Genomic DNA, 21,051 nt, shown 5'->3' with positions numbered 1-21,051 from the left:
ACTGAGAGCCATGTCGCGCACCGTCTCGTTCACCAAAGGTCACGGCACCGGCAACGACTTCGTGATCGTGCCCGACGCGGACGGCGAGCTCGACCTCAGCGCCGATCAGGTGGCCGTGCTGTGCGACCGCCGCTTCGGCATCGGCGGCGACGGGATCCTCCGCGTCGTGCGATCGTCGCGCATCGAAGTCGGGGCGGATGCCGCAGCCCAGGGTGCCGAATGGTTCATGGACTACCGCAACGCCGACGGCTCCATCGCCGAGATGTGCGGCAACGGCATCCGGGTCTTCCTGCACTACCTGCTCAACACGGGCCTGGCCACCCTCGACGCCGCCGGTGAGATCGGCATCGGCACGCGCAACGGGGTGCTGACGATGACGCGCAGCGACCTCGGCTACGAGGTCGATCTCGGTGCGTTCCGGGTGGAGTCGGGCGAGCCGCTGGTGCGCGCCAAGGGGCTGCCAGTCGCGCGCCCCGGCCAGGGCATCGACGTGGGCAACCCGCACGTCGTCGTCGCGATCGCCGGCGACACCGAGCTCGACGGCCTCGACCTGACCGTTCAGCCCGTCATCCAGCCGGAGCCGCCGCTCGGCGCCAACATCGAGTTCGTCGTGCCGGCCGATCCGCTGGTGCACGACGGCGTCGGGCACATCCGCATGCGCGTGTTCGAACGCGGGGTGGGGGAGACCCTGAGCTGCGGCACCGGCGTCGCCGCGGCCGCCCTCGCCGTGCGCGAATGGGCCGGCGCGGCCGCACCCGACCGCTGGCGCGTCGAGGTCCCCGGCGGGGTGCTCGGCGTGCGCATGGTCGACGGCCACGTGCTGCTGTCGGGGCCGGCATCCCTCGTCTTCTCCGGCGAGGTCGCGCTCGCCTGAGCGCCTCTGCGGCGCCGCCCCCCGTCAGTCGCCGAAGGTCTCCAGCAGGCTCGCCGACGGGACGAAGAACACGCCGCCGGTCAGCGCCGTCGAAAAGTCGAGCAGCCGGTCGTGCTTGCCCGGCGGATCGCCGATGAACATGCGCTCCAGCATCCGCTCGATCACCCACAGCTCGCGGGCGTAGCCGATGAAGTACGTGCCGAACTCGCCCCGACCCGGCGAGCCGAACGGCATGTTGTCGCGCAGGATGTCGTGCTCCACGCCCTCGTCGTCGGTGATCGTGGTGAGCGTCTTGTGGGCCTTCTGATCGGGTGCGGCCGCGTCGTCGAGTTCGATGTTGTCGGACTTGGTGCGCCCGAGGATCGCCTCCTGCTGCTCGGTGGTGAGGCCTTTCCAGGCGGCCAGATCGTGGACGTACTTCTGCACCACGAGGTAACTGCCGCCCACGCCGGCGGGATCCTCCTCGCCGATGATCGTCGCCGCCGGGAGCGCAGGGCCGACCGGATTTGCGGTGCCGTCAACGAACCCGAGAAGGTCGCGGACGTCGAAGTAGCGGAACCCGACAGTTTCGTCGGCGACCTCGACCGCGTCGCCGAAGAGGCCGAGCAGTTGGCGTTCCAGCTCGTAGCAGAGGTCCCGGCGGTCCGCCCGGATGTGCAGCAGGACATCGCCCGGCGTGCCGGGGGCGCGGTGGACGGAGCCGCGCACCTCGCGGAACGGATGCAGGTGCGCCGGCCGCGGTGCGCCGGTGACGGCGTCCCATGCGTCGCTGCCGATCCCGACCGTGCAGGCAAGGGATGCCGACAGATCGCGAAAGGCCACGTTCTTCGTGACGTCGGCGAGGGCGCCAAGAACCTCCCGCACCCGTTCGGCCGCATCCGGCGCATCGGTGAGCGTGAGGGTCAGGAGCACGGCGGATGACGTCAGTGGCGCGTCCACGCGCTGCGGCTCGATCGGAACGCGGGCGTTGGAGCTGTCCACGATCCGAGACTAGACCAGCCGCGCTCAGACGACCGTGATCGCCTCGGTGGGGGGAGTCCCGTGCCGGCGCACCTTGAGCACGCGGTACCCGCGGGCGGTCGCCGCACGGTGCACGCTGTAGCCGTTCGTGAACGTGGCATCCAGCCAGCGCTGGAGCGAGTCCGACCCGAGGTCGCGCTTGACGACGAACCAGCCGTCGCTGCGCTCGCCCAGTCGCGGGATCCACCGCTCCAGCATCCCGTGCAGCTCGTTCTTGCCGACGCGGATGGGCGGATTGGAGCGGATGCCGCGCAGCTCGACGTGCTCCGGGACCTGATCGGGCGTGACGGCACGGATGTTGTCGAGTCCGAGCGCCTGCGCGTTGCGGCGCACGAGATCCAGCGCGCGTTCATTGACGTCGACGGCCCACACCGTGGCGTGGGGCGACTCCATCGCCATCCACAGCGAGATCGGGCCCCAGCCGCAGCCGAGGTCGAGAAGATCGCCGCCGGGCGGCGGAGCGGGCGTGTTGGCCAGCAGAACCTGGGTTCCGGCATCCAGACGGTCGGGACTGAACACACCGCTGGCGGTGGTCACCTCGACTTCGCGGTCGACCAGGCGAACGCGGATGCGTCGCAGGCTCTCGGGACTGGCCGGTGACGCCGTGAAGTAGTGGTCACTCGGCATAGGAGTGAGCGTACCGGACCAGGACCGCTCTGCGTGGGGATAGAGTTTACGGATGCCGGCACATCGCGTGCGGCCTTCTATCGAAGGAGCCTCCTGATCGAGACGTCACACCCCGCCGATCCCACCGATCCCATCGAACGCGTGCTGCAGAATGCCGATTCGCATTCCGGGGTGCACCGGTTCGGCCCGGCGCAGGCGCTCCAGGATGATGCGACCGCCGAGGGCGGCGACTTCGACGGCGGTCAGTGGGACCGTGAGGATCGCGCCGCGCTGCGGCGCGTGGTGGGCCTGTCGACCGAGCTCGAGGACGTCACCGAGGTCGAGTACCGCCAGCTGCGCCTGGAGAACGTGGTGCTCGTCGGCGTGCACCCCCAGGGGGCGACGGAGGATGCCGAGAACTCGCTGCGCGAGCTGGCCGCCCTCGCCGAGACGGCCGGAGCCGTGGTGCTCGACGGCGTGCTTCAGCGCCGCCCGCATCCGGACCCGGCGACGTACGTCGGACGCGGCAAGGCGGAGGAACTGCGCGACATCGTCGCGGCGGTCGGGGCCGACACCGTGATCGCCGACACCGAGCTCGCACCCAGCCAGCGTCGTGCCCTCGAAGACGTCGTCAAGGTGAAGGTCATCGACCGCACCACGGTGATCCTCGACATCTTCAGCCAGCACGCCAAGAGCCGCGAGGGCAAGGCCCAGGTCGAACTGGCGCAGCTCGAGTACCTGCTGCCGCGCCTGCGCGGCTGGGGCGACTCGATGAGCCGCCAGGCCGGTGGCCAGGTCGGCGCCGGCGGCGCCGGCATGGGCTCGCGCGGACCGGGTGAGACGAAGATCGAGCTGGACCGTCGCCGCATCCGCACCAAGATGGCGCTGCTGCGCCGGCAGATCAAGGACTACGCGCCGGCGCGCGAGGCGAAGCGGGCCGAGCGCAAGCGCAACACGATCCCGTCGGTCGCGATCGCCGGGTACACCAACGCCGGCAAGTCCAGCCTGCTCAACCGCATCACCCACGCCGGCGTGCTGGTGGAGAACGCCCTGTTCGCCACGCTGGATGCCACCGTGCGCCGCGTGGAGGCCGAGGACGGCCGCATCTACACGCTCGCCGACACCGTCGGCTTCGTCCGCAATCTGCCGCACCAGCTGGTGGAGGCCTTCCGCTCCACGCTGGAGGAGGTGGGGGATGCCGACATCATCGTGCACGTGGTGGATGCCGCCCACCCCGACCCGGCCGGACAGATCCAGACCGTGCGCGACGTGCTCGGCGAGATCGGTGCCCGCGACATCCCCGAGATGGTGGTGTTCAACAAGGCCGACCTCGTCGACGACGACACCCGGCTGGTGCTGCGCGGCCTCGAGCCGCGCGCGCACTTCGCGTCGTCGCGCACCGGCGAGGGCATCGCCGACCTGCGCACCGCGATCGAAGCGGCACTGCCGCTGCCGGCCGTGGAGATCCGGGCGGTCGTGCCGTACGACCGCGGTGACCTCATCGCCGCGGTGCACGAGACGGGCCACGTGGTCTCGCTGGAGCATGGCCCCGACGGCTCTCAGCTGCACGCCTTCGTGGGAGAGCGTCTCGCCGCCCGGCTCGCGCCGTTCCTCGCCGCCTGACGGCGCGACGGATCAGTCGAGGGCGATCGGGTCGACCCCGGGCGTGGCGAACCCCAGCACGGCGCCGAGGAAGGCATATTCGGCCTCCAGCGTGCGCACGATCGTCTCCGACCGCCGGAAGCCGTGTCCCTCGCCCTCGAACGTCAGGTAGGCCGACGCGATCCCCTTCGCGGCGAGGGCATCGCGGACCGCTTCGGACTGCGACGGCGGGACGACGGCGTCGTCGAGTCCCTGTTCGAGGAGCATCGGCGTCGTGAATCCGTCCAGGTGCGACAGCGGCGACCGCTCGATGTAGACGGCCTCGGCCTCGGGGAGGGGCCCCACGAGCCCGTCCACGTACCGGGCCTCGAAATCGTGGGTGTCGGCCGCGAGGGCGCGGAGGTCCGCGACGCCGTACCGGCTGATGCCGGCGGCGAAGCGGTCTGAGGCGGTGAGGGCGCAGAGCACGGTCCAACCGCCGGCCGAACCGCCCTTGATCGCGAGGCGCGCGCCGTCGGCGAGGCCCTGGTCGGCCAGGCCCGCCGCCGCGGCGATGACGTCGTCGCGGTCGACGATTCCCCACTGGCCGCGCAGCCGGTCCCGATAGGCGCGGCCGTAACCGGTGGAGCCGCCGTAGTCGACGTCGAGCACGCCGATGCCACGGCTCGTGAAGTACGCGACGTCGAGGGATGCCCCGCCCGAGGCGCTCGCCGTCGGCCCGCCGTGCGCGAGCACGAGGTAGGGCGCGAGCTCGCCGTCGGGCGCCTGCGCCTCCGGGCTGGTGGGCGGATACGCGTAGGCGTGGACCGGCCCGTGCGGGCCGTCGACCGTGACGGCCCGCGGCACGGCCAGCCACGCGGCATCCACCCCGGCGTCGCCGCCGGCCACCGGGTGCGGGCGGCCCTCCGGGTCGTCGAGGTCGAGCATCCAGACGGCTCCGAACGTCTGCGCGCCGGCGCCGCGCAGGAGCACCCGGGAGCCGCGCACGTCGTCCAGCAGCACCCGCGAGGTCACGACCGCGGGCAGCTGCCGGATCGCCCCGGAGACGGGATCGAGGACCACCAGAGTGTCGCCGCCGTCAGTGCGCACCGCGAGGATGCGGCCGTCCGCGAGGGGGAGGAACCAGCGCACGCCGAGGTTCCACAGCGGTCCGCCGGTCTCGGCCTCGGCGGGTGCGAGGGCCGAGGTCTCGTCGTCCGCCCACCGGTACAGGTTCCACCATCCGGTGCGATCCGAGACGAAGGTCAAGGCGCCGGGGCCCGTCCATTCCGGCTGCAGCACCGATTCCCCGGGGCCGCCGGCGAGGTCCCGCCACGAGCGCACCTCGCCGCCGCGCAGATCGCCGACCCGCAGCCGGGTCTCGTCCCAGGGCATGTTCGGGTGGTCCCACGCGATCCACGCCAGCCGGGTGCCGTCCGGCGACACCCGCGGGTACGCCACGAAGTCGCTCCCGCCGACGACGCGGCCGAGGGCCCGCGCGTCGCCGGATGCCGAACCGTCGAGCGGGATCCGGACGATGTCGCGGGGCGGAACGGCCGCCCCGGTCCCGTGCGTCTCGCGCACCGCCCAGACCTCGTCGCCGACGATCTGCAGGTCGGCGAAGCGCATCCCCGCGTCGGCGGGCGTCAGCGGCTCCGGCTCCGCCCCGGGCACGAGGATCCGGAGGCGCTGGTCGCTCTTCTCCGCGAACACCAGGCGACCGTCATCGGTCACGGTCCAGGCCCCGCCGCCGTACTCGTGGACGCGGGAGCGCGCGTCCCAGGGAGCGGGCAGCACCGTCTCGTCGCCGTCGGCACCGCGCCGCATCACGGCAGTGCGACCGCCCTCCTCGGGCACGCTCTGTCCCCACCACACGTCGTCGCCGACGAAGCGGGCCCCGTCGAGGCGGGGAGCGGCGGCCGCCGCCTGGGCGGCCGTGATCGGGGACGGCCAGGAGCCGTAGGGGAGCGTCGTGGGCATGGCCCCACGCTACGCGGTGTCACGCGGCGTCATCCGCGCGGAGCCATCGCGTACTCTGAAAGTGTCGGATCCGGACATCGTCTCCGGGCCGGCCACGCGACAGCCGAGCCCGGCATCCGCGACGAACGCCTCCGGGCGTCGCCGTCTTGTCTGTCTGCCCCGAAGCGAGGTCCGCATGCCCGCCACCGTCGAAGTGCCGGTGTCGTTCGAGCTCTATCCGGCACGCACGGATGCCGGCATTCCCGCGCTGCACGAGACCGTCCGGCGTCTCGCCGCCATCGATCCCGCCTTCATCTCGGTCACCTATGGGGCCGGGGGCTCCACGCGGGACAGGTCCCTCGCCCTGCTGCGGCACATCCTCGACACCACCGACGTCGAGCCGATGGCGCACCTCACCTGCGTCGGCACCAGCTACTCGGAGGCGACCGCGCTCATCCGGGAGTTCCTGGATGCCGGCATCACGCGGTTCCTGGCGCTGCGCGGCGATCCCCCCGAGGGCGCCGCCGAAGGCGACGACTTCCTCGGCGACATCCGCAGCGCCGCCGAACTCGCCCAGCTCATCGACCGGGTGCAGGCCGAGCGCGTGCCGTACGGCGAGGCGCCGGTGCCCGGGCTTCCGCAGGCGGCGCGCGTGGTCGAGCCCCACGACGTGCAGATCGCGGTCGCGGCGTTCCCCAACGGTCACCCGCGATCGCGCCACTCGCGCGAGCACATCGACGCCCTTCTGGCGAAGGAGGCGGCCGGCGCGACCCTCGCGATCACCCAGCTGTTCTTCTACGCCGACGACTACCTGTCGTTCGTCGACCGGTCGCGCACGGCCGGCGTGACAATTCCGATCCTTCCGGGGATCATGCCGATCATCTCGCCCAGGCGCCTGCAGCGGGTGCTGCAGCTGTCGGGGGAGAGTCTGCCCGGCGAGCTCGCGGTCGCGCTGGACGTCGAACCGACCGCCGAGGGCCAGCGTGCAGTCGGCATCGCGCACGCATCCGCGCTGGTGCGGGCGGTGGTCGAAGGCGGGGCGCCCGGCGTGCACCTCTACGCGTTCAACAACCATGCGACGGTGCTCGACGTGCTCGCGGCGGCCGACCTGCTTCCCTCGCGGGCCTGAAGAACGCGGAGGGGGTCGCAGCGTCCTGGTGCGACCCCCTCCGCGATTGCTCAGCGTCGTCCGAGCGGCTCCGTGGCGGTGGCGTCCTCGTCGGCCGGGAGCGGGGCGGTGTCGCCGTCGGACCCGGGCTCTGCTTCGGGCTCGATCGCCGTGTCGCCGGGGTGCTCGTCGACGGGCTCGGCGGACGGCGCCGGGACCTCGTCCGGACGCTTCTGCAGGAGCTCGATCACCCAGGTGATGAGGAGCACGACGACGATGACGAGCACGATGTCGCCGAACGAGAGCGGGCGCAGGGCCAGTAGCCACACCACGGCGGCGACCACGGCGAGCACGTGGATGAGGGTGCGGAACCGGAAGAGTCCCTCCCCGAACCGCCCGGTGTTCATGCCGCGTGCGGCCAGGGACGTGCGCGCGCTGCTGTTCAGCCCTCCGACGAGGCCGCGCATCCGGCGGGAGGAGGACCAGCTGCCCAGAGCCCAGCCGATCACGGCGATGAAGAGGCCGAGGACCGCTCCGATCGTCGCCGTGTGCAGCATGTCCTTCACGAGCGCCTGGTAGACGACGTCCAGGCCGCTCGCGGACACCTTCAGCCGGGAGGCCGCGACGCCCACGACGCTGTCGCCGATCTGGAACGAGATCGCAAGCGCACCGGCTCCGACGAACAGGCCGATGCCGGACCCGACCACGGCGACGCTGCGGCGACGGGCCAGCAGGATGCCGAGGAGGAAGAGGGCGAGGGTGACGAAGGGCAGCCAGTACCCCGCTGTGACGGCGAGGCTGTACACGGTCTGGATGGTCGTCACCGCGCTGCCGTCGCCGATGATGATCACCTTGTCGACCGTCGGGATCATGTTCGCCACGCCGATGCCCTGGGCGACGAGCTTCTGCTTGACCTGATCGACGATGGGGCCGAGGTTCAGGCCGAGGCCCTTGTCGGTCAGGACGAACGCCCCGGTGTTGTCGGCGGTCGCGACGGCCGTGAGGGCCCGATGCGCGCTGCGGACGGCCGTGTTCCAGACGTCTGTGAACTGATCGGACTGGACGACCTTGGTCACGCCGGTCTCGACGAGGTTCTGCAGGCCGCTGGCCGCCGGGGCCTTGAGGAGGTCGAGCGCCTGCGCCGCGCGCGGCGGCATGCCGTTGAGGCCGGCGACGCCGTCGATCACGTTGCTCGTGATCTGCTGGAAGTCGACCTTCTGCTCGATGGCCGTCATCGTCTCGTCGATGACCATGTTCTGCACGGCCGGATCGGCCGCGAGCGGGCCGAGGGTGGCGACGAACTGGTCTTCGTTGACGAGCTCCGCCCGCGCCCACGCTCCGACCACCGAGACGGGAACGAGGATGGTGGCCAGGGTGATGCAGATCGCCGACAGGACCGCCCGCCACCAGGATCCGCGTGGGTAGCGGCGCTCCTTCTCGACGGCCGCCGGACGGCCGGCGTCGGCGGCGAGCCGCGCGTTCTCGGCTTCGAGTTCGGCGATGCGCCGCTCGAGTACCGTCACATCTTCGGCTCCGGCGTCATCGGCCGGGACGGCCTTCGAGTTGTCGGCCACGTTGATCCCCTGTCGCTCATCGGACGTCGCACCGCGCCCGAACTGCCCCAGCGCGCGTGCTGATGCCCATTCTGCACTGTCGGCGGGGGCGCGCACACGCGCCGCGCGCTGAGCCTGCGGGGAGGGATCAGACGGCGCGCAGAACCGCCACGACTTTGCCGAGGACCACGGCCTCGTCACCCAGGATCGGCTCGAAGGCCGAGTTGCGCGGGAGCAGCCAGGTGTGCCCGTCGCGCTGCCGGAACGTCTTCACGGTGGCCTCGCCGTCGAGCATCGCCGCGACGATGTCGCCGTTCTCGGCGTCGGACTGCGAGCGCACCACGACCCAGTCGCCGTTGCAGATCGCGGCGTCGATCATCGAATCGCCCTGGACCTTCAGCATGAACAGGTCGCCCTTGCCGACGAGGCGCCGCGGGAGCGGGAAGATCTCCTCGACCTGCTGCTCCGCCGTGATCGGCACTCCGGCCGCGATCTGGCCGACCAGGGGCACGAGCGCGGCATCGCCCATGGCGGGGGCGACGTCGACCGGGTTCTCGGTCGCGGCGCTCGGGATGTCGATGAGCACCTCGAGCGCGCGGGTCTTGCCGGCGTCGCGGCGCAGGTACCCGCTGAGCTCGAGCTGATTGAGCTGATGCGTGACCGACGACAGCGACTTGAGCCCGACGGCGTCGCCGATCTCCCGCATGCTCGGCGGGTATCCGTAGCGCGAGATCGACTGCTGGATGACCTCGAGGATCGCCATCTGCTTGTCGCTCAGGCTCTTGCGGCGACGGGTCTGCCGCTTGGGCGCGCCGGATGCCGGCGTCGCCTCGCCGGCCGCGGTGGTGGGTTCGTCGCTCATCTCGGGCTCCTGTTCATCGTTCGTGTCGCGCCGGTCCGTCTTCGAATGTCGGAGGTGGGTGCTTTGATCCCTGCATCGAAACGGTATCCGCTTCCGGATGCCCTCGCCGGGAGGCGCATCGCGTGTCGCTCGACGAAGGTATCCGAAATCGGTCGGCCATTGACATTCTAGAGAATCGAAAGTAACTTCGGAAGAGAAGTTCGCATCAGACATCCCACGGGTTTCGTCCGATGGTGAACACTTCGACCGAACGCGGTTCCGATTCTGCTTCCGACGAGGGGGAAGAGCACATGAGCACCATCGACATCACTCCGGCGATGACCACCCGGCTGCGCCTGACGATGCGCGGGCGGCGCGTGCTCGCGGCGATCGCCGCGATTCCCGCCGCGATCGCCCTCGGCGTCGCGATCCTCGGGGGCGGCGCGGCGCTGGCCTCGCACGCGAGCGGAGCGACGGTGCACTACGAGACGATCACCGTGCACCCCGGCGACACGCTGTGGGGCATCGCGCAGGAGGTCGCGCCGCGCGACGATCCGCGCGACGTGGTCGATGCCATCGTGAGCCTGAACGCGCTCGACCAGGTCACGCTCGTCCCCGGCCAGCGCATCGCCATCCCGTCGGAGTACACCGGCAAATGACCGCCGCCGTACGATGGGTGGGGTGAGCCCGCGACTTCAAGACCTGCCCCTCCGAGACGATCTGCGCGGGCTCCAGCCCTACGGCGCACCGCAGGCGCCCCTGCCGGTGGCGCTCAACGTGAACGAGAACACCCATCCGGTTCCCGAAGAGGTCGCGGACGACATCCTCGACTCGATCGCCCGCGCACTGCGCGATGTCAACCGCTATCCGGATCGCGAGTTCATCGGCCTGCGGGAGGGGTTCGCCGAGTACCTCGGCCACGGGCTCTCCGCGGAGAACATCTGGGCGGCCAACGGCTCCAACGAGGTGCTCCAGCACATCCTCCAGGCGTTCGCCGGACCAGGAAGACGCGCGTTCGGCTTCGCGCCGACGTACTCGATGTACCCCCTGCTCACGCGGGCGACGGGAGCCCAGTGGGTCGCGGGCACGCGGGGTCACGACTACGTCCTCGAACCGGAGTCCGCCGCCGAGCAGGTGGCCGAGGCATCTCCGGACGTGGTGTTCCTGTGCTCTCCGAACAATCCCACCGGCACCCCCCTGTCGATCGAGGTCATCGAGGCGGTGTACGAGGCCACGGACGGCATCGTCATCGTCGACGAGGCGTACTGGGAGTTCGCGCCCCACGAGGAGCGCTCGGCGCTGACGCTGCTTCCCGGCCGCGAGCGGATGGTCGTCTCGCGCACGATGAGCAAGGCGTTCGCGTTCGCGGGCGCACGCGTGGGCTATCTGGCCGCCGACCCGGCCGTCATCGACGCCCTGCGGCTGGTGCGGCTGCCCTACCACCTCAGTGCCCTCACCCAGGCGGCGGCCTCCGCCGCGCTGCGGCACGCGCCGACGATGCTGCGCATGGTGGACGAGATCGTCGCGCAGCGCGATCGCATCTCGGCGACCGTGGAGGCGCTCGGGTTCCACGCGTACGAGTCGTGGACCAACTTCGTGCTGTTCTCGGGCGTCGACGACCCGGGGGCGACGTGGCAGGCCCTGTACGACCGCGGCATCCTCATCCGCGACATCGGACTGCCGCACAGCCTGCGCGTCACCGCCGGCACCGAAGAAGAGACCACGGCGTTCCTGGACGCGCTGGCCTCGATACAATCGGCCTCATGACCGCACCCGCCCGCGACCACCGCACCGCGTCTGCGCGGCGCGTCACGAGTGAGTCCTCCGTCGAGCTCGACATCGATCTCGACGGCGACGGCACCGCTCACATCGACACGAGCGTCCCGTTCTTCGACCACATGCTCAACGCGTTCGCGAAGCACTCGCTGACGAATCTCACCGTGCGCGCGTCCGGAGACACCGACATCGACGCGCACCACACCGTCGAGGACGTGTCGATCGTGCTCGGCACGGCGATCCGCGAGGCGCTCGGCGACAAGTCCGGGATCTCCCGGTACGGCGACGCGCTCGTCCCGCTCGACGAGGCTCTCGCGCAGGCCGTCGTCGACATCAGCGGGCGCCCCTACCTCGTCCACGACGGGGAGCCGGCGGGATTCGAATACCACCTCATCGGCGGTCACTTCACGGGCTCCATGGTCCGTCACGCCTTCGAGGCGATCACCTTCAACGCGGGTCTGACCGTGCACGTGCGCGTGCTGTCGGGGCGCGACCCGCACCACATCGCCGAGGCGGAGTTCAAGGCCTTCGCCCGGGCGTTCCGCCAGGCGAAGGCGCTCGATCCGCTCGTGAACGGCGTGCCGAGCACCAAGGGCGCCCTGTGAGCTCCGCGCCGCTGGTCGCGGTGCTCGACTACGGCTCCGGCAACGTGCACTCCGCCGTGAAGGCGCTCGAGGCGGCGGGGGCGGATGCGCGCCTGACCGCCGATCGCGGTCTCATCCAGGACGCCGCCGGGCTCGTGGTGCCCGGTGTCGGCGCTTTCCAGGCCGTCATGGCGGCGCTCCGGGCAGCGCGCGCCGACGAGCTCATCGACCGCCGGCTCGCCGGGGGCCTCCCGGTGCTCGGCATCTGCGTGGGCATGCAGGTGCTCTTCGAACGCGGCGTCGAGCGCGGCGTCGACACCGAAGGACTCGGAGAATGGCCGGGCGTCGTCACCGAGCTCGACGCCCCGGTGCTGCCGCACATGGGCTGGAACACGGTCCGCCCGGACGCGGGTTCGCGCCTGTTCGCCGGGATCGAAGACGAGCGCTTCTACTTCGTGCACTCGTTCGCGGCGCAGAGCTGGCAGCTCGAGGTGCAGGATCCCTTCCCGCCGGCCACCCTCACCTGGTGCGACTACGGCACGCCGTTCCTGGCGGCCGTCGAGAACGGCCCGCTCTCGGCGACGCAGTTCCACCCCGAGAAGTCGGGGGACGCCGGCATCCGGCTGCTGGCCAACTGGCTCGGCACCCTCAGCGTCGGCTAGTACTGTGGGCGTGGGTCGTTCGACCCTTTCATGCATCCCCACTCTCCCGTCGAGGACCCCATGACCGACTTCGCCCTCACTCCCGCCCTCGAGCTGCTGCCCGCCGTCGACGTCGCCGACGGTCAGGCCGTGCGCCTCACCCAGGGAGAGGCCGGCAGCGAGACGAGCTACGGCGACCCCGTCGACGCGGCAGCCGAGTGGGCGGGGCAGGGTGCCGAGTGGATCCACCTCGTCGACCTCGACGCGGCGTTCGGTCGCGGCAGCAACCGGGACGTGCTGCAGCGCGTCATCCGCCACGTCAAGGGCGTGAAGATCGAGCTGTCCGGCGGCATCCGCGACGACGCCTCGCTCGTGTCCGCGCTCGAGTCGGGCGCGACGCGCGTCAACCTCGGCACGGCCGCGCTGGAGAACCCGGACTGGGCCGCCGACGTGATCGGCCGGTTCGGCGACGCGATCGCCGTCGGCCTCGACGTGCGCGGCACGACCCTCGCAGCCCGCGGCTGGACCCGCGACGGCGGCGACCTGTGGGAAGTGCTGGCGCGCCTGGAGGAAGCCGGGTGCAGCCGCTACGTCGTCACCGACGTCACCAAGGACGGCACCCTCCAGGGCCCCAACCTGGAGCTGCTGCGCGAGATGACGCGGCGCACGGACAAGCCCGTGGTGGCGTCGGGCGGCATCTCGAACCTCGACGACATCGCCGCCCTGCGCGAGCTCGTGCCGCTCGGCGTCGAGGGCGCCATCGTCGGAAAGGCGCTCTACGCGGGCGCGTTCACGCTCACCGAGGCGCTGGATGTCGCATCCCGCTGACGACGCGCACGCGTGCGGTCCGGCCGACTCCGCGGGGCAGCCGTGGGCCGGGCGCAGCTTCCAGCCGAGTCCGTTCGCCGGCGATGACGGATCGGCCGATCCGGCTCTGCTGGCGGCGCTGACGGCGTTCCGCGCCGGAACCGGCGACCAGGTCGCCGTCATCGACGCGTACCGCTCGGCGCGCCTGCTGATTCCGCTCGTCGCCGAGAAGGGCGACGAGGGCGTCGGCCCGACCGGCCTCACGGTGGACAAGACCCAGGAGCTGTCGATCGTGACGGTGGCGGCCCCGGACGGTCGCCGGGTGCTGCCGGTGTTCACCTCCGTCGCGACGATGACCGCGTGGGATGCCGGCGCGCGCCCCGTCCCCGCCGACGGTGTGCGCACGGCGCTGGCCGCGGCCGACGACGACACCGACCTGATCGTGATCGACCCGGCATCCGCGACGGAGTTCATCATCCGCCGTCCCGCGGTGTGGGCCATCGGCCAGGGCATCCACTGGGAGCCCAGCCACCTCTCGCCGGAGGTCATGGCCGGACTGACCGAGTCCGTGGCGTCGGAGCTCGCGATCATCGACGTCGCCGTCGCCCCCGGCGATCCGGAGGCGCGCATGCGCGGGCCCGAGCTCGTCGTCCTCCTGACCCTGATGTCGGGGCTCGACAAGCCCGAACTCGACGCCGTGCTGGCCCGCCTCGCCAAACGCTGGGCCGCCGACGAGCGGATCGCGGTGCTCGTGGATTCCCTGACCGTCAGGCTGCAGCGCGCCGCCTGACCCGGCGTGTCCGGCCGGACGCGGGGCTAGAGTCTGGCCATGCCGGACACTCCGCTCCTCTTCCAGCATCTCGCGGGCATGTACGCCATGCAGCTGCTCGCCGTCGGCCAGCGATCCGGGGCGCTCGCAGCGCTCGTGGAGGGGCCGGGCACGGCGGACGAGCTGGCCGAACGCGCCGGCCTCGATCGCCGGAACGTGGCGCAGTGGCTGCGCGGCATGGCCGCCGCGGGGTTCGCGCGGCACGACGACCGCGTCTTCACGATCGATCCGCAGACGGCCGCACTCCTGGCGGGCGGGCTGCCCGTCGACGTGGTCGGCATCCTCGATTTCGTGCTGGCGCTCTCGGCGGAGCCGGTGCGGCGGCTTCCCGATGCGATGCGCACGGGGCGCGGCATCCCGAGCGCGATGTTCGACGAGATCGGTGCCGCCGCGGGCGGGATCAACGGTCCGGCCTACGCGGGTTCGCTCGTGGACGAGTGGATCGCGCACGATCCCGCACTGCTCGCCCGGCTGCAGGCCGGCGGGCCGATCGCGGACGTGGCGTGCGGCAACGGGGATGCCGCCGCGGTGATGGCCCGGGCGTTCCCGCGCAGCACCGTCCTCGGGATCGACCCGGGCGCGCCGCCGCGCACCGATCCGCCGAACCTGCGGCTGCTCGGCGCGACCTCCGGCGAACTCGCCGCGCACGGCGAGTTCGCGCTGGTCACGTGCCTGGACAGCCTGCATCACCTCGGCGACGTGCGCGCGGTCGCGGCCCAGGTGCGCGCCGCGCTCGCGGACGACGGGGTCTTCCTCGTCGCCGAGGGCGCGATGACGGGGGACCTGGATCAGGATGCCGCCGACCCGTTCGCCCTGTTCACGCACGCCTCGGGACTGCTCTACTGCATGCAGGAGAACCTGGCCGAAGGCGGCGCGGGGGAGACCTCGTCCATCGGACTCGGCTGGGTGACCGACGCGCTTCGGGATGCCGGATTCGGCGCCGTCACGGAGTTCGACTCCGACACCGGCTTCCGGGTGTTCCTCGCCCGCAAGTGAGGGTCAGGTGACCGGGCCGGTCCACTTCTCGCCGGGGCCCTTGCCCACGGCATCCGGAACCGGCGACGCCTCGCGGAAGGCCAGCTGCAGGGAGCGCAGTCCGTCGCGGAGCGACCGGGCGTGCATGTCGCTGATCTCCGGGGCGCCGGCGGTGATGAGCCCGGCGAGGGCGTTGATGAGCTTGCGGGCCTCGTCGAGGTCGAGCTGCGTGGCGGGGTCGTCCGCCAGGCCCACCTTGACGGCGGCGGCGCTCATGAGGTGCACGGCCGCGGTGGTGATGACCTCCACGGCGGCGACGTCGGCGATGTCGCGGCTCGCGGCCGCCGCTTGACGCTCCTGCTCCTCCCATCGAGCGAGTCGCTCGGCGTCGTCGTTCGGGGCATCCTGGGGCGGAATCGTCGTCACGGGTCACTCTCTGCTAGACTTGTGCGGGCTCTGAGGCATCCTGCCTCGGACCGAAAGAGGATCACATCCCACCCGCGCTTGCCGTTCCAGGCTACCGGGTCACCAGCACCCCGCTGTTCGTCTGAGCAGTCGAGGCCCCTGCGGGCCACGGGTGCAGAGCCGGTGCTCAACGTGCCGCTCGGGTGGAATGCATCTTCTTTCCGCCCGCGGCACCCGTGTCGCGGTGGCCAACACCCACACGAAGAGGAGTTCCGCATCAGCGATCCCCGCACCAACGAGCGCATCCGCGTGCCCGAGGTCCGACTCGTCGGCCCCAACGGCGAGCAGGTGGGCGTCGTGAGCATTCAGGTTGCCCAGCGCTTGGCGCAGGAGGCCGATCTCGATCTCGTCGAGGTCGCACCCAACTCGAAGCCCCCCGTGGTCAAGATCATGGACTACGGCAAGTTCAAGTACGAGGCAGCGCAGAAGGCCAAGGAAGCACGTCGCAACCAGGCCAACACCGTGCTCAAAGAGGTGCGGTTCCGCCTGAAGATCGAGGCGCACGACTACACGACCAAGCTCAAGCGTGCCGAGGGCTTCCTGCAGGCCGGCGACAAGGTCAAGGCGATGATCCTGTTCCGCGGCCGCGAGCAGTCCCGTCCCGAGCAGGGCGTCCGGTTGCTCCGCAAGTTCGCCGAAGACGTCGCCGAGTTCGGCACCGTCGAGTCGAACCCCACGATCGACGGCCGCAACATGGTCATGGTGGTCGCGCCGCACAAGAACAAATCCGAAGTGAAGACCGAGCAGAACGCCGCCCGTGCGGCGAACAAGGAAGCTGCGCGCCAGGCGCGCAGCGGTGCCCCCGCCGGGGATGCCGCAGAAGCCTCCGACTCGGCCGAATGAGCTCCCCCCGCGCACGCGGGGGACTGTGACTCCCGCCGCGCGGGATGCAACGAAGGAAGAGAAATGCCGAAGCAGAAGACGAACTCGAGCGCCAAGAAGCGCTTCAAGGTCACCGGCAGCGGAAAGATCATGAAGCAGCAGTCGGGCATGCGTCACCACCTCGAGGTGAAGCCGAGCAAGCGCACCCGTCGCCTGAACCAGGACGAGACGATCTCGCGCGCCGACGTCAAGAACGTCAAGAAGCTCCTCGGCCGCTGAGGCGCGCCGACGCAGAAGGAATAGGAACGAAAAATGGCTAGGGTCAAGCGGGCGGTCAACGCCCAGAAGAAGCGTCGCGTCATCCTCGAGCGCGCCTCGGGTTACCGGGGTCAGCGTTCGCGTCTCTACCGCAAGGCGAAGGAGCAGGTCACCCACTCGCTCGTCTACGCGTACCGCGACCGTCGCAAGCGCAAGGGCGACTTCCGTCGCCTGTGGATCCAGCGCATCAACGCTGCGAGCCGCCAGAACGGCCTCACCTACAACCGCTTCATGCAGGGCCTCGGCCTTGCCGGTGTGCAGGTCGACCGTCGCATGCTCGCCGAGCTCGCGGTGAACGAGCCGAAGGCATTCGCCTCGCTCGTCGAGACCGCCAAGAAGGCGCTGCCGAGCGACGTCAACGCCCCCAAGGCGTCGGCTGCGTAAGCATCCATGCGTGAACCGGGCGTCCTCCTTCGGGAGGGCGCCCGGTTTTCGCTTTTGCGCGCCCCTAGACTGAATCCGTGCTCGAGAATCCGCGTTCAGCCCGCGTGCGCACGGTGGCGAAACTGACCAAGCGAACCGCCCGTGCCGACACCGGCCTCTTCCTTCTCGAAGGGCCCCAGGCGGTGCGCGAGGCACTCGTCTACCGGCCCGAGTCGGTCGTCGAGCTGTTCGCGACCCCGACCGCGCTGGAGCGTCACTCCGACCTGCGGCAGGCCGCCGCCGAGCGCGACGTGGAGGTCGTGTTCGCCACCGAGCACGTCCTGGACGCGATGGCCGACACGGTCACGCCGCAGGGCATCGTGGCGGTCGCCCGGCAGTTCCCCGCCCGGCTGCGCGACGTCTTCGGCGCATCCCCGCGCCTGATCGCCATCTGCGAGGAGGTGCGCGACCCGGGGAACCTCGGCACGATCATCCGCGCAGCCGATGCGGCCGGGGCGGATGCCGTCATCCTCACCGGCCGCACCGTCGACCCGTACAACCCGAAGGTGGTGCGCGCCACCACGGGGTCGCTCTTCCACGTGCCGATCACCGTGGGCGGCGAACTGGCCGATGTCGCGATCGCCGCCCGCGCCGCCGGGCTGCGCGTCGTCGCCGCCGACGTCAAGGGCGGCGACCTGCTGGAGGCCCGTGCCGCCGGCGACCTCGCAAAGCCGACCGCCTGGCTGTTCGGCAACGAGGCGCGCGGGCTCACCGACGAGGCGCTCGCACTCGCGGACACCGCGCTTCGTCTGCCCATCTACGGGCGTGCCGAATCGCTGAACCTCGCCACCGCGGCATCCGTCTGCCTGTACGAGTCGGCGTTCGCCCAGCGCGCCTGACGCGCGGCATCCGCACCCCGGCGCCAACCCCGGGAACAGCAGAACGGGCCGCGCACCCGAAGGTGCACGACCCATTCGTCGTGATCGGTCGATCAGCCGTTGGCGCCCGCGGGGGACGTGGTGACCTGCGTGCCCTCCAGCTTGTTCGCGGCCTGCGCGTACTTGTTGGTGAAGGTGTTGGCGAGGGTCACCTTGGAGGTGTCGACGCCGAGGGCCTTCTCCATGGCCAGCACGGTGGCCGGGCCGCCGGCGGGCATGATGCCGTCCGGCAGGAACTGGCCCTTGTCCTGCGCCAGCGCCTTGACGTACTGGTCCTTGGTGATCGTCGCGTTCTGCACGAAGTCCTGCGGCAGCTTGTCGGCGATCTGGGCCGCGGTGTGGGTGTTGATCCAGTGCATCGTGGCCACGAGCGCGTTGACGACGCCCTGGGTCGCGACCGGGTTCTGCTTCACCCAGGTGGCGTTTCCGAGGAGGCCGGCGGCCGGCCACTCGCCGCCGAGTGCCTTCAGGGCACCGCCGGTGGTCGCGAGGTCGACCGCGGAGTAGGCGATGTTCTTCGACTCGAGGGCGCCGACGGTCGGCTGCGTGGTCATGGCGCAGTCGACGCTGCCCTGCTGCAGTGCGGCGATCGCGGTGCTGCCCGCGTGGACCGCGACGGTGCTGTAGTCGCTGTGCTTGACGCCCGCCTTGAGCGCGATGAACTGGGTGAGCTCATCGGTGCCCGAACCGAGGTCGGTGACGCCCATCTTCTTGCCCTTGATGTCGGAGGGGGAGTGCACGCCGCTCTTCGGGGTGCACATGATCCGCTCGCCCGGGGCGCCGGAGAGCTGCACGACGTTGATGACGTCCTTGCCCTTGGACTGGAAGTCGATGGCGTGGATGTACCAGGCACCGGCGAAGTCGACCTGGCCGGAGGCCATGGCGTCCTCGGCGCCGACGCCGCCGTTCTGCTCGGTGGACAGCTCGGCGTTCACGCCGTACTTCTTGTAGTAGCCGAGCTGCTGGGCGAGCTGGTAGGGCAGGTAGATCTGCTTGTCGATGCCGCCGACCATGATCTTGACGGTCGGGACGGTCTTGCCCCCCGCGGTTGATCCGCCCGACGAGCCGCCGCTGCTGCTGCAGGCGGCGAGTCCGAGGGCCAGGGCGCCGACAGCGACGATGCTGAGGATGCGCTTGTTCATTGCTTTCCTTTCGTGTGCCGAGCCGGGGCTCGGCGGTTTCCTGGTGAAGGTCTTGGGTCTTCGCGGGTCAGATCGACGCGGCGCTCTCGGAGCGGCTCGGGGGACGCCACTTGAGCACCCGGCGCTCGAACATCGAGATGACGTACTCGGCGGCGAGAGTGAAGACCGCCATGATCGCCATGCACGCGAACACGGTGCTCGGGTCGAAGTTGCCCTGGGCCGTCGAGATGATGAGGCCGATGCCCTTCTGGGAGCCGAGCACTTCGGCCACGAGCGCGCCGATGATGGCGAAGCCGAATGCGGTGTGCAGGCTCGCGATGATCCACGTCATCGCCGAGGGGATCGTCACGTGCCGGGCGATCTGCAGCGGGGAGGCCCCGAGGACGCGCACGTTCGAGACGAGGTTCGGGTCGACCTCCCGCACGCCCTGGAACGCGTTGAAGAACACGGCGAAGAAGACGAGCACCGTCGCGAGGAGCACCTTGGGGAAAAGTCCGAGACCGAAGGCGATGACGAACAGCGACCCCAGGACGATGCGCGGGACGGCGTTGACGATCTTGATGTAGGGCCCGCACACGTCCGCGAGGTAGGCGTTGGTGCCGAGCAGGATGCCGACGACGATGCCGAGGACGGTTCCGACGAGGAAGCCGCCCAGCGCCTCCTGGACCGTCACCCAGAGGTTCTCCCAGATGGACCCGAACGAGGTCCCCTCGGTGAACAGGTGCACGAGGCTGCCCCAGATCATGGTCGGCTGCGAGAAGAAGAACGGGTCGACGATCGCGGTCGTGGCCCCGGGGAGCTTGACCGTGGTGAGCAGCTGCCAGGTGCCGAGGACGAGGACGAGCAGGGCGACCCGGCCGGCCCAGACCCACGCGGTGCGGCGGGCGCGGGCGCGCTGGCCCTTGGCTCGAAGCTCGGCTTCGGTCTCGATGTGGACGGCGCGTGCGGAGCTGTCGGCCGTCACGGCTGGTTCGAGAGTCATGGTCATGCCGCCACCGTCCGTGCGTAGGCGCTGGTGACCTCGTCACGCAGCGAGTTCCAGATCTTGCCTTGCAGTTCGAGGAAGTGCGGGTCGCGCCGCAGCTCCTGGATGTCGCGGCGGGGCCGCGGGATGTCGATGGGGAAGACATCCTTGACCGTGCCCGGGCTCGAGGTCATGATGACGACCTTGTCGGCGAGGGCGACGGCCTCGTCGAGGTCGTGGGTGATGAACAGCACCGAGGGGCGCAGCTGCTCCCACAGCTGCAGCAGCTCCATCTGCATGATCGCCTTGGTCTGCACGTCGAGCGCACCGAAGGGCTCGTCCATGAGCAGGATGCGCGGGTCGTTGATGAGGGCCGCCGCCATCGCGACGCGCTTGCGCATGCCGCCGGAGAGCTGGTGGGGGTAGCGGTCCTCGAAGCCGGCCAGGCCCACGCGGCGCAGCCAGTCGCGGGCGAGCATCTCGGCGTCCTTCTTGGCCATGCCCTTGAGCACGGGGCCGATGAGCACGTTGTGCAGCACCGACTTCCAGGGGAACAGCGAGTCGGCCTGGAACATGTAGCTGACGCCGTCGGTGATGCCGTCGACGCGCTTGCCGCCGACAGCCACCGCGCCGGCGCTGGGCTTCTCGAGCCCCGACACCTGGGCCAGGGTCGTCGACTTGCCGCAGCCGGTCGGGCCGACGATGGCGCAGAACTCGCCGGGCTCGACCGTGAGCGTCACGTCGGTGATCGCGGTGAACGGCTCGCCCTTGGGGGTGAGGAAACGTTTGGTGAGCCCGCGGATCTCGATGCGGGCGGCATCCTCCGTGCCGGCGGCACGGGGCGATGCGGGAGTGGGGACGGCGGTGTCCATGACGGCAGACCTC

The 21,051-nt window shown here is 70.7% G+C and carries 23 protein-coding genes; 14 read left to right on the top strand and 9 right to left on the bottom strand.

Annotated features, from left to right (window positions below):
- The first annotated feature begins 10 nt into the window (after positions 1-10).
- Complete coding sequence (gene dapF / locus LK09_RS16095; protein ID WP_039401796.1) at positions 11-874, top strand: diaminopimelate epimerase; 864 nt, start codon at positions 11-13, stop codon at positions 872-874.
- Between the two features lie 24 nt (positions 875-898).
- On the opposite strand, the gene LK09_RS16090 is transcribed toward dapF, so the two are convergent.
- Positions 899-1,855, bottom strand: a complete 957-nt coding sequence (locus tag LK09_RS16090; protein ID WP_197061082.1) for a Dyp-type peroxidase — start codon at positions 1,853-1,855, stop codon at positions 899-901.
- A 24-nt stretch (positions 1,856-1,879) separates the two neighbouring features.
- Positions 1,880-2,521 (bottom strand): class I SAM-dependent methyltransferase, encoded by a 642-nt coding sequence (locus LK09_RS16085; protein WP_039401790.1) that lies wholly within the window; start codon positions 2,519-2,521, stop codon positions 1,880-1,882.
- Positions 2,522-2,614: 93 nt separating this feature from the next.
- Here LK09_RS16085 and hflX point away from each other — a divergent pair, with 93 nt between their 5' ends.
- A complete protein-coding gene (gene hflX, locus LK09_RS16080) occupies positions 2,615-4,123 on the top strand; it encodes a GTPase HflX (protein WP_039402024.1) in 1,509 nt (502 codons plus the stop codon).
- 12 nt (positions 4,124-4,135) lie between these two features.
- On the opposite strand, the gene LK09_RS16075 is transcribed toward hflX, so the two are convergent.
- A complete protein-coding gene (locus tag LK09_RS16075; protein ID WP_039401787.1) occupies positions 4,136-6,061 on the bottom strand; it encodes a prolyl oligopeptidase family serine peptidase in 1,926 nt (641 codons plus the stop codon).
- 175 nt (positions 6,062-6,236) lie between these two features.
- On the opposite strand from LK09_RS16075, the gene LK09_RS16070 reads away from it, so the two are divergent.
- Positions 6,237-7,169: a methylenetetrahydrofolate reductase gene (locus LK09_RS16070; protein WP_039401784.1), complete on the top strand. Its 933-nt coding sequence runs from the start codon at positions 6,237-6,239 to the stop codon at positions 7,167-7,169.
- Positions 7,170-7,219: 50 nt separating this feature from the next.
- On the opposite strand, the gene LK09_RS20900 is transcribed toward LK09_RS16070, so the two are convergent.
- Together LK09_RS20900 and lexA are read right to left on the bottom strand one after the other, a co-directional pair.
- On the bottom strand, positions 7,220-8,722 hold the full coding sequence (locus tag LK09_RS20900; protein ID WP_156138861.1) for a hypothetical protein: 1,503 nt from the start codon (positions 8,720-8,722) through the stop codon (positions 7,220-7,222).
- 127 nt (positions 8,723-8,849) lie between these two features.
- Entirely contained in the window at positions 8,850-9,464 is a 615-nt protein-coding gene (lexA, locus tag LK09_RS16060; protein WP_231563110.1) for a transcriptional repressor LexA, read from the bottom strand.
- Between the two features lie 389 nt (positions 9,465-9,853).
- On the opposite strand from lexA, the gene LK09_RS16055 reads away from it, so the two are divergent.
- The 7 genes from LK09_RS16055 to LK09_RS16025 are packed head-to-tail and all read left to right on the top strand — an operon-like array spanning position 9,854 to position 15,175.
- Positions 9,854-10,201 (top strand): LysM peptidoglycan-binding domain-containing protein, encoded by a 348-nt coding sequence (locus tag LK09_RS16055; protein ID WP_039402018.1) that lies wholly within the window; start codon positions 9,854-9,856, stop codon positions 10,199-10,201.
- A gap of 22 nt (positions 10,202-10,223) precedes the next feature.
- Entirely contained in the window at positions 10,224-11,309 is a 1,086-nt protein-coding gene (locus LK09_RS16050; protein WP_039401779.1) for a histidinol-phosphate transaminase, read from the top strand.
- A complete protein-coding gene (hisB, locus tag LK09_RS16045; RefSeq protein WP_039401776.1) occupies positions 11,306-11,923 on the top strand; it encodes an imidazoleglycerol-phosphate dehydratase HisB in 618 nt (205 codons plus the stop codon). Before LK09_RS16050 ends, hisB begins: the two co-directional genes overlap by 4 nt.
- Entirely contained in the window at positions 11,920-12,564 is a 645-nt protein-coding gene (gene hisH / locus LK09_RS16040) for an imidazole glycerol phosphate synthase subunit HisH (RefSeq protein ID WP_039401773.1), read from the top strand. Before hisB ends, hisH begins: the two co-directional genes overlap by 4 nt.
- Positions 12,565-12,624: 60 nt before the next feature.
- Entirely contained in the window at positions 12,625-13,371 is a 747-nt protein-coding gene (priA, locus tag LK09_RS16035; RefSeq protein ID WP_039401771.1) for a bifunctional 1-(5-phosphoribosyl)-5-((5-phosphoribosylamino)methylideneamino)imidazole-4-carboxamide isomerase/phosphoribosylanthranilate isomerase PriA, read from the top strand.
- Complete coding sequence (locus tag LK09_RS16030; RefSeq protein WP_039401768.1) at positions 13,355-14,140, top strand: SseB family protein; 786 nt, start codon at positions 13,355-13,357, stop codon at positions 14,138-14,140. The genes priA and LK09_RS16030 overlap by 17 nt, the downstream gene beginning before the upstream one ends.
- Positions 14,141-14,179: 39 nt before the next feature.
- Positions 14,180-15,175, top strand: a complete 996-nt coding sequence (locus LK09_RS16025) for a methyltransferase domain-containing protein (RefSeq protein WP_039401765.1) — start codon at positions 14,180-14,182, stop codon at positions 15,173-15,175.
- 3 nt (positions 15,176-15,178) lie between these two features.
- Here the strand turns inward: LK09_RS16025 and LK09_RS16020 are convergent, their stop codons facing one another.
- On the bottom strand, positions 15,179-15,580 hold the full coding sequence (locus LK09_RS16020; protein ID WP_039401762.1) for a DUF1844 domain-containing protein: 402 nt from the start codon (positions 15,578-15,580) through the stop codon (positions 15,179-15,181).
- A gap of 255 nt (positions 15,581-15,835) precedes the next feature.
- Between LK09_RS16020 and infC the strand changes: the two genes are divergently transcribed.
- From infC to LK09_RS16000, 4 genes are all read left to right on the top strand, one after another.
- Complete coding sequence (gene infC / locus LK09_RS16015; RefSeq protein WP_082008337.1) at positions 15,836-16,462, top strand: translation initiation factor IF-3; 627 nt, start codon at positions 15,836-15,838, stop codon at positions 16,460-16,462.
- A 63-nt stretch (positions 16,463-16,525) separates the two neighbouring features.
- Positions 16,526-16,720 (top strand): 50S ribosomal protein L35, encoded by a 195-nt coding sequence (gene rpmI, locus LK09_RS16010; protein WP_039401759.1) that lies wholly within the window; start codon positions 16,526-16,528, stop codon positions 16,718-16,720.
- 33 nt (positions 16,721-16,753) lie between these two features.
- Complete coding sequence (gene rplT, locus LK09_RS16005) at positions 16,754-17,143, top strand: 50S ribosomal protein L20 (RefSeq protein WP_039401755.1); 390 nt, start codon at positions 16,754-16,756, stop codon at positions 17,141-17,143.
- Between the two features lie 77 nt (positions 17,144-17,220).
- The gene (locus LK09_RS16000; RefSeq protein WP_039401754.1) at positions 17,221-18,021 is read left to right on the top strand and encodes a TrmH family RNA methyltransferase; all 801 of its coding nucleotides are present in this window, start codon (positions 17,221-17,223) and stop codon (positions 18,019-18,021) included.
- A 92-nt stretch (positions 18,022-18,113) separates the two neighbouring features.
- On the opposite strand, the gene LK09_RS15995 is transcribed toward LK09_RS16000, so the two are convergent.
- From LK09_RS15995 to LK09_RS15985, 3 genes are all read right to left on the bottom strand, one after another.
- Positions 18,114-19,202 (bottom strand): ABC transporter substrate-binding protein, encoded by a 1,089-nt coding sequence (locus LK09_RS15995; RefSeq protein WP_039401751.1) that lies wholly within the window; start codon positions 19,200-19,202, stop codon positions 18,114-18,116.
- A gap of 67 nt (positions 19,203-19,269) precedes the next feature.
- A complete protein-coding gene (locus LK09_RS15990; RefSeq protein WP_231563103.1) occupies positions 19,270-20,190 on the bottom strand; it encodes an ABC transporter permease in 921 nt (306 codons plus the stop codon).
- Positions 20,187-21,038, bottom strand: coding sequence for an ABC transporter ATP-binding protein (locus LK09_RS15985; RefSeq protein WP_082008331.1), 852 nt, complete (start codon positions 21,036-21,038; stop codon positions 20,187-20,189). The genes LK09_RS15990 and LK09_RS15985 overlap by 4 nt, the downstream gene beginning before the upstream one ends.
- Between the last annotated feature and the right edge of the window lie 13 nt (positions 21,039-21,051).

Source organism: Microbacterium mangrovi, assembly GCF_000802305.1.
Classification (GTDB): domain Bacteria; phylum Actinomycetota; class Actinomycetes; order Actinomycetales; family Microbacteriaceae; genus Microbacterium; species Microbacterium mangrovi.
The sequence above is the reverse complement of the archived record's forward strand: the minus strand, read 5'-3'. Positions and strand labels throughout refer to the sequence as shown.

What these genes read in the sequence shown, in the direction of transcription:
- dapF (WP_039401796.1), top strand. Translation starts at nt 11, where the DNA reads ATGTCGCGCACCGTCTCGTTCACCAAAGGTCACGGCACCGGCAACGAC.
- LK09_RS16085 (WP_039401790.1), bottom strand. Translation starts at nt 2,521, where the DNA reads ATGCCGAGTGACCACTACTTCACGGCGTCACCGGCCAGTCCCGAGAGC.
- LK09_RS16075 (WP_039401787.1), bottom strand. Translation starts at nt 6,061, where the DNA reads ATGCCCACGACGCTCCCCTACGGCTCCTGGCCGTCCCCGATCACGGCC.
- LK09_RS16070 (WP_039401784.1), top strand. Translation starts at nt 6,237, where the DNA reads ATGCCCGCCACCGTCGAAGTGCCGGTGTCGTTCGAGCTCTATCCGGCA.
- lexA (WP_231563110.1), bottom strand. Translation starts at nt 9,464, where the DNA reads ATGGCGATCCTCGAGGTCATCCAGCAGTCGATCTCGCGCTACGGATAC.
- LK09_RS16055 (WP_039402018.1), top strand. Translation starts at nt 9,854, where the DNA reads ATGAGCACCATCGACATCACTCCGGCGATGACCACCCGGCTGCGCCTG.
- hisB (WP_039401776.1), top strand. Translation starts at nt 11,306, where the DNA reads ATGACCGCACCCGCCCGCGACCACCGCACCGCGTCTGCGCGGCGCGTC.
- priA (WP_039401771.1), top strand. Translation starts at nt 12,625, where the DNA reads ATGACCGACTTCGCCCTCACTCCCGCCCTCGAGCTGCTGCCCGCCGTC.
- LK09_RS16030 (WP_039401768.1), top strand. Translation starts at nt 13,355, where the DNA reads ATGTCGCATCCCGCTGACGACGCGCACGCGTGCGGTCCGGCCGACTCC.
- LK09_RS16025 (WP_039401765.1), top strand. Translation starts at nt 14,180, where the DNA reads ATGCCGGACACTCCGCTCCTCTTCCAGCATCTCGCGGGCATGTACGCC.
- rpmI (WP_039401759.1), top strand. Translation starts at nt 16,526, where the DNA reads ATGCCGAAGCAGAAGACGAACTCGAGCGCCAAGAAGCGCTTCAAGGTC.
- rplT (WP_039401755.1), top strand. Translation starts at nt 16,754, where the DNA reads ATGGCTAGGGTCAAGCGGGCGGTCAACGCCCAGAAGAAGCGTCGCGTC.
- LK09_RS15995 (WP_039401751.1), bottom strand. Translation starts at nt 19,202, where the DNA reads ATGAACAAGCGCATCCTCAGCATCGTCGCTGTCGGCGCCCTGGCCCTC.
- LK09_RS15990 (WP_231563103.1), bottom strand. Translation starts at nt 20,190, where the DNA reads ATGACCATGACTCTCGAACCAGCCGTGACGGCCGACAGCTCCGCACGC.
- LK09_RS15985 (WP_082008331.1), bottom strand. Translation starts at nt 21,038, where the DNA reads ATGGACACCGCCGTCCCCACTCCCGCATCGCCCCGTGCCGCCGGCACG.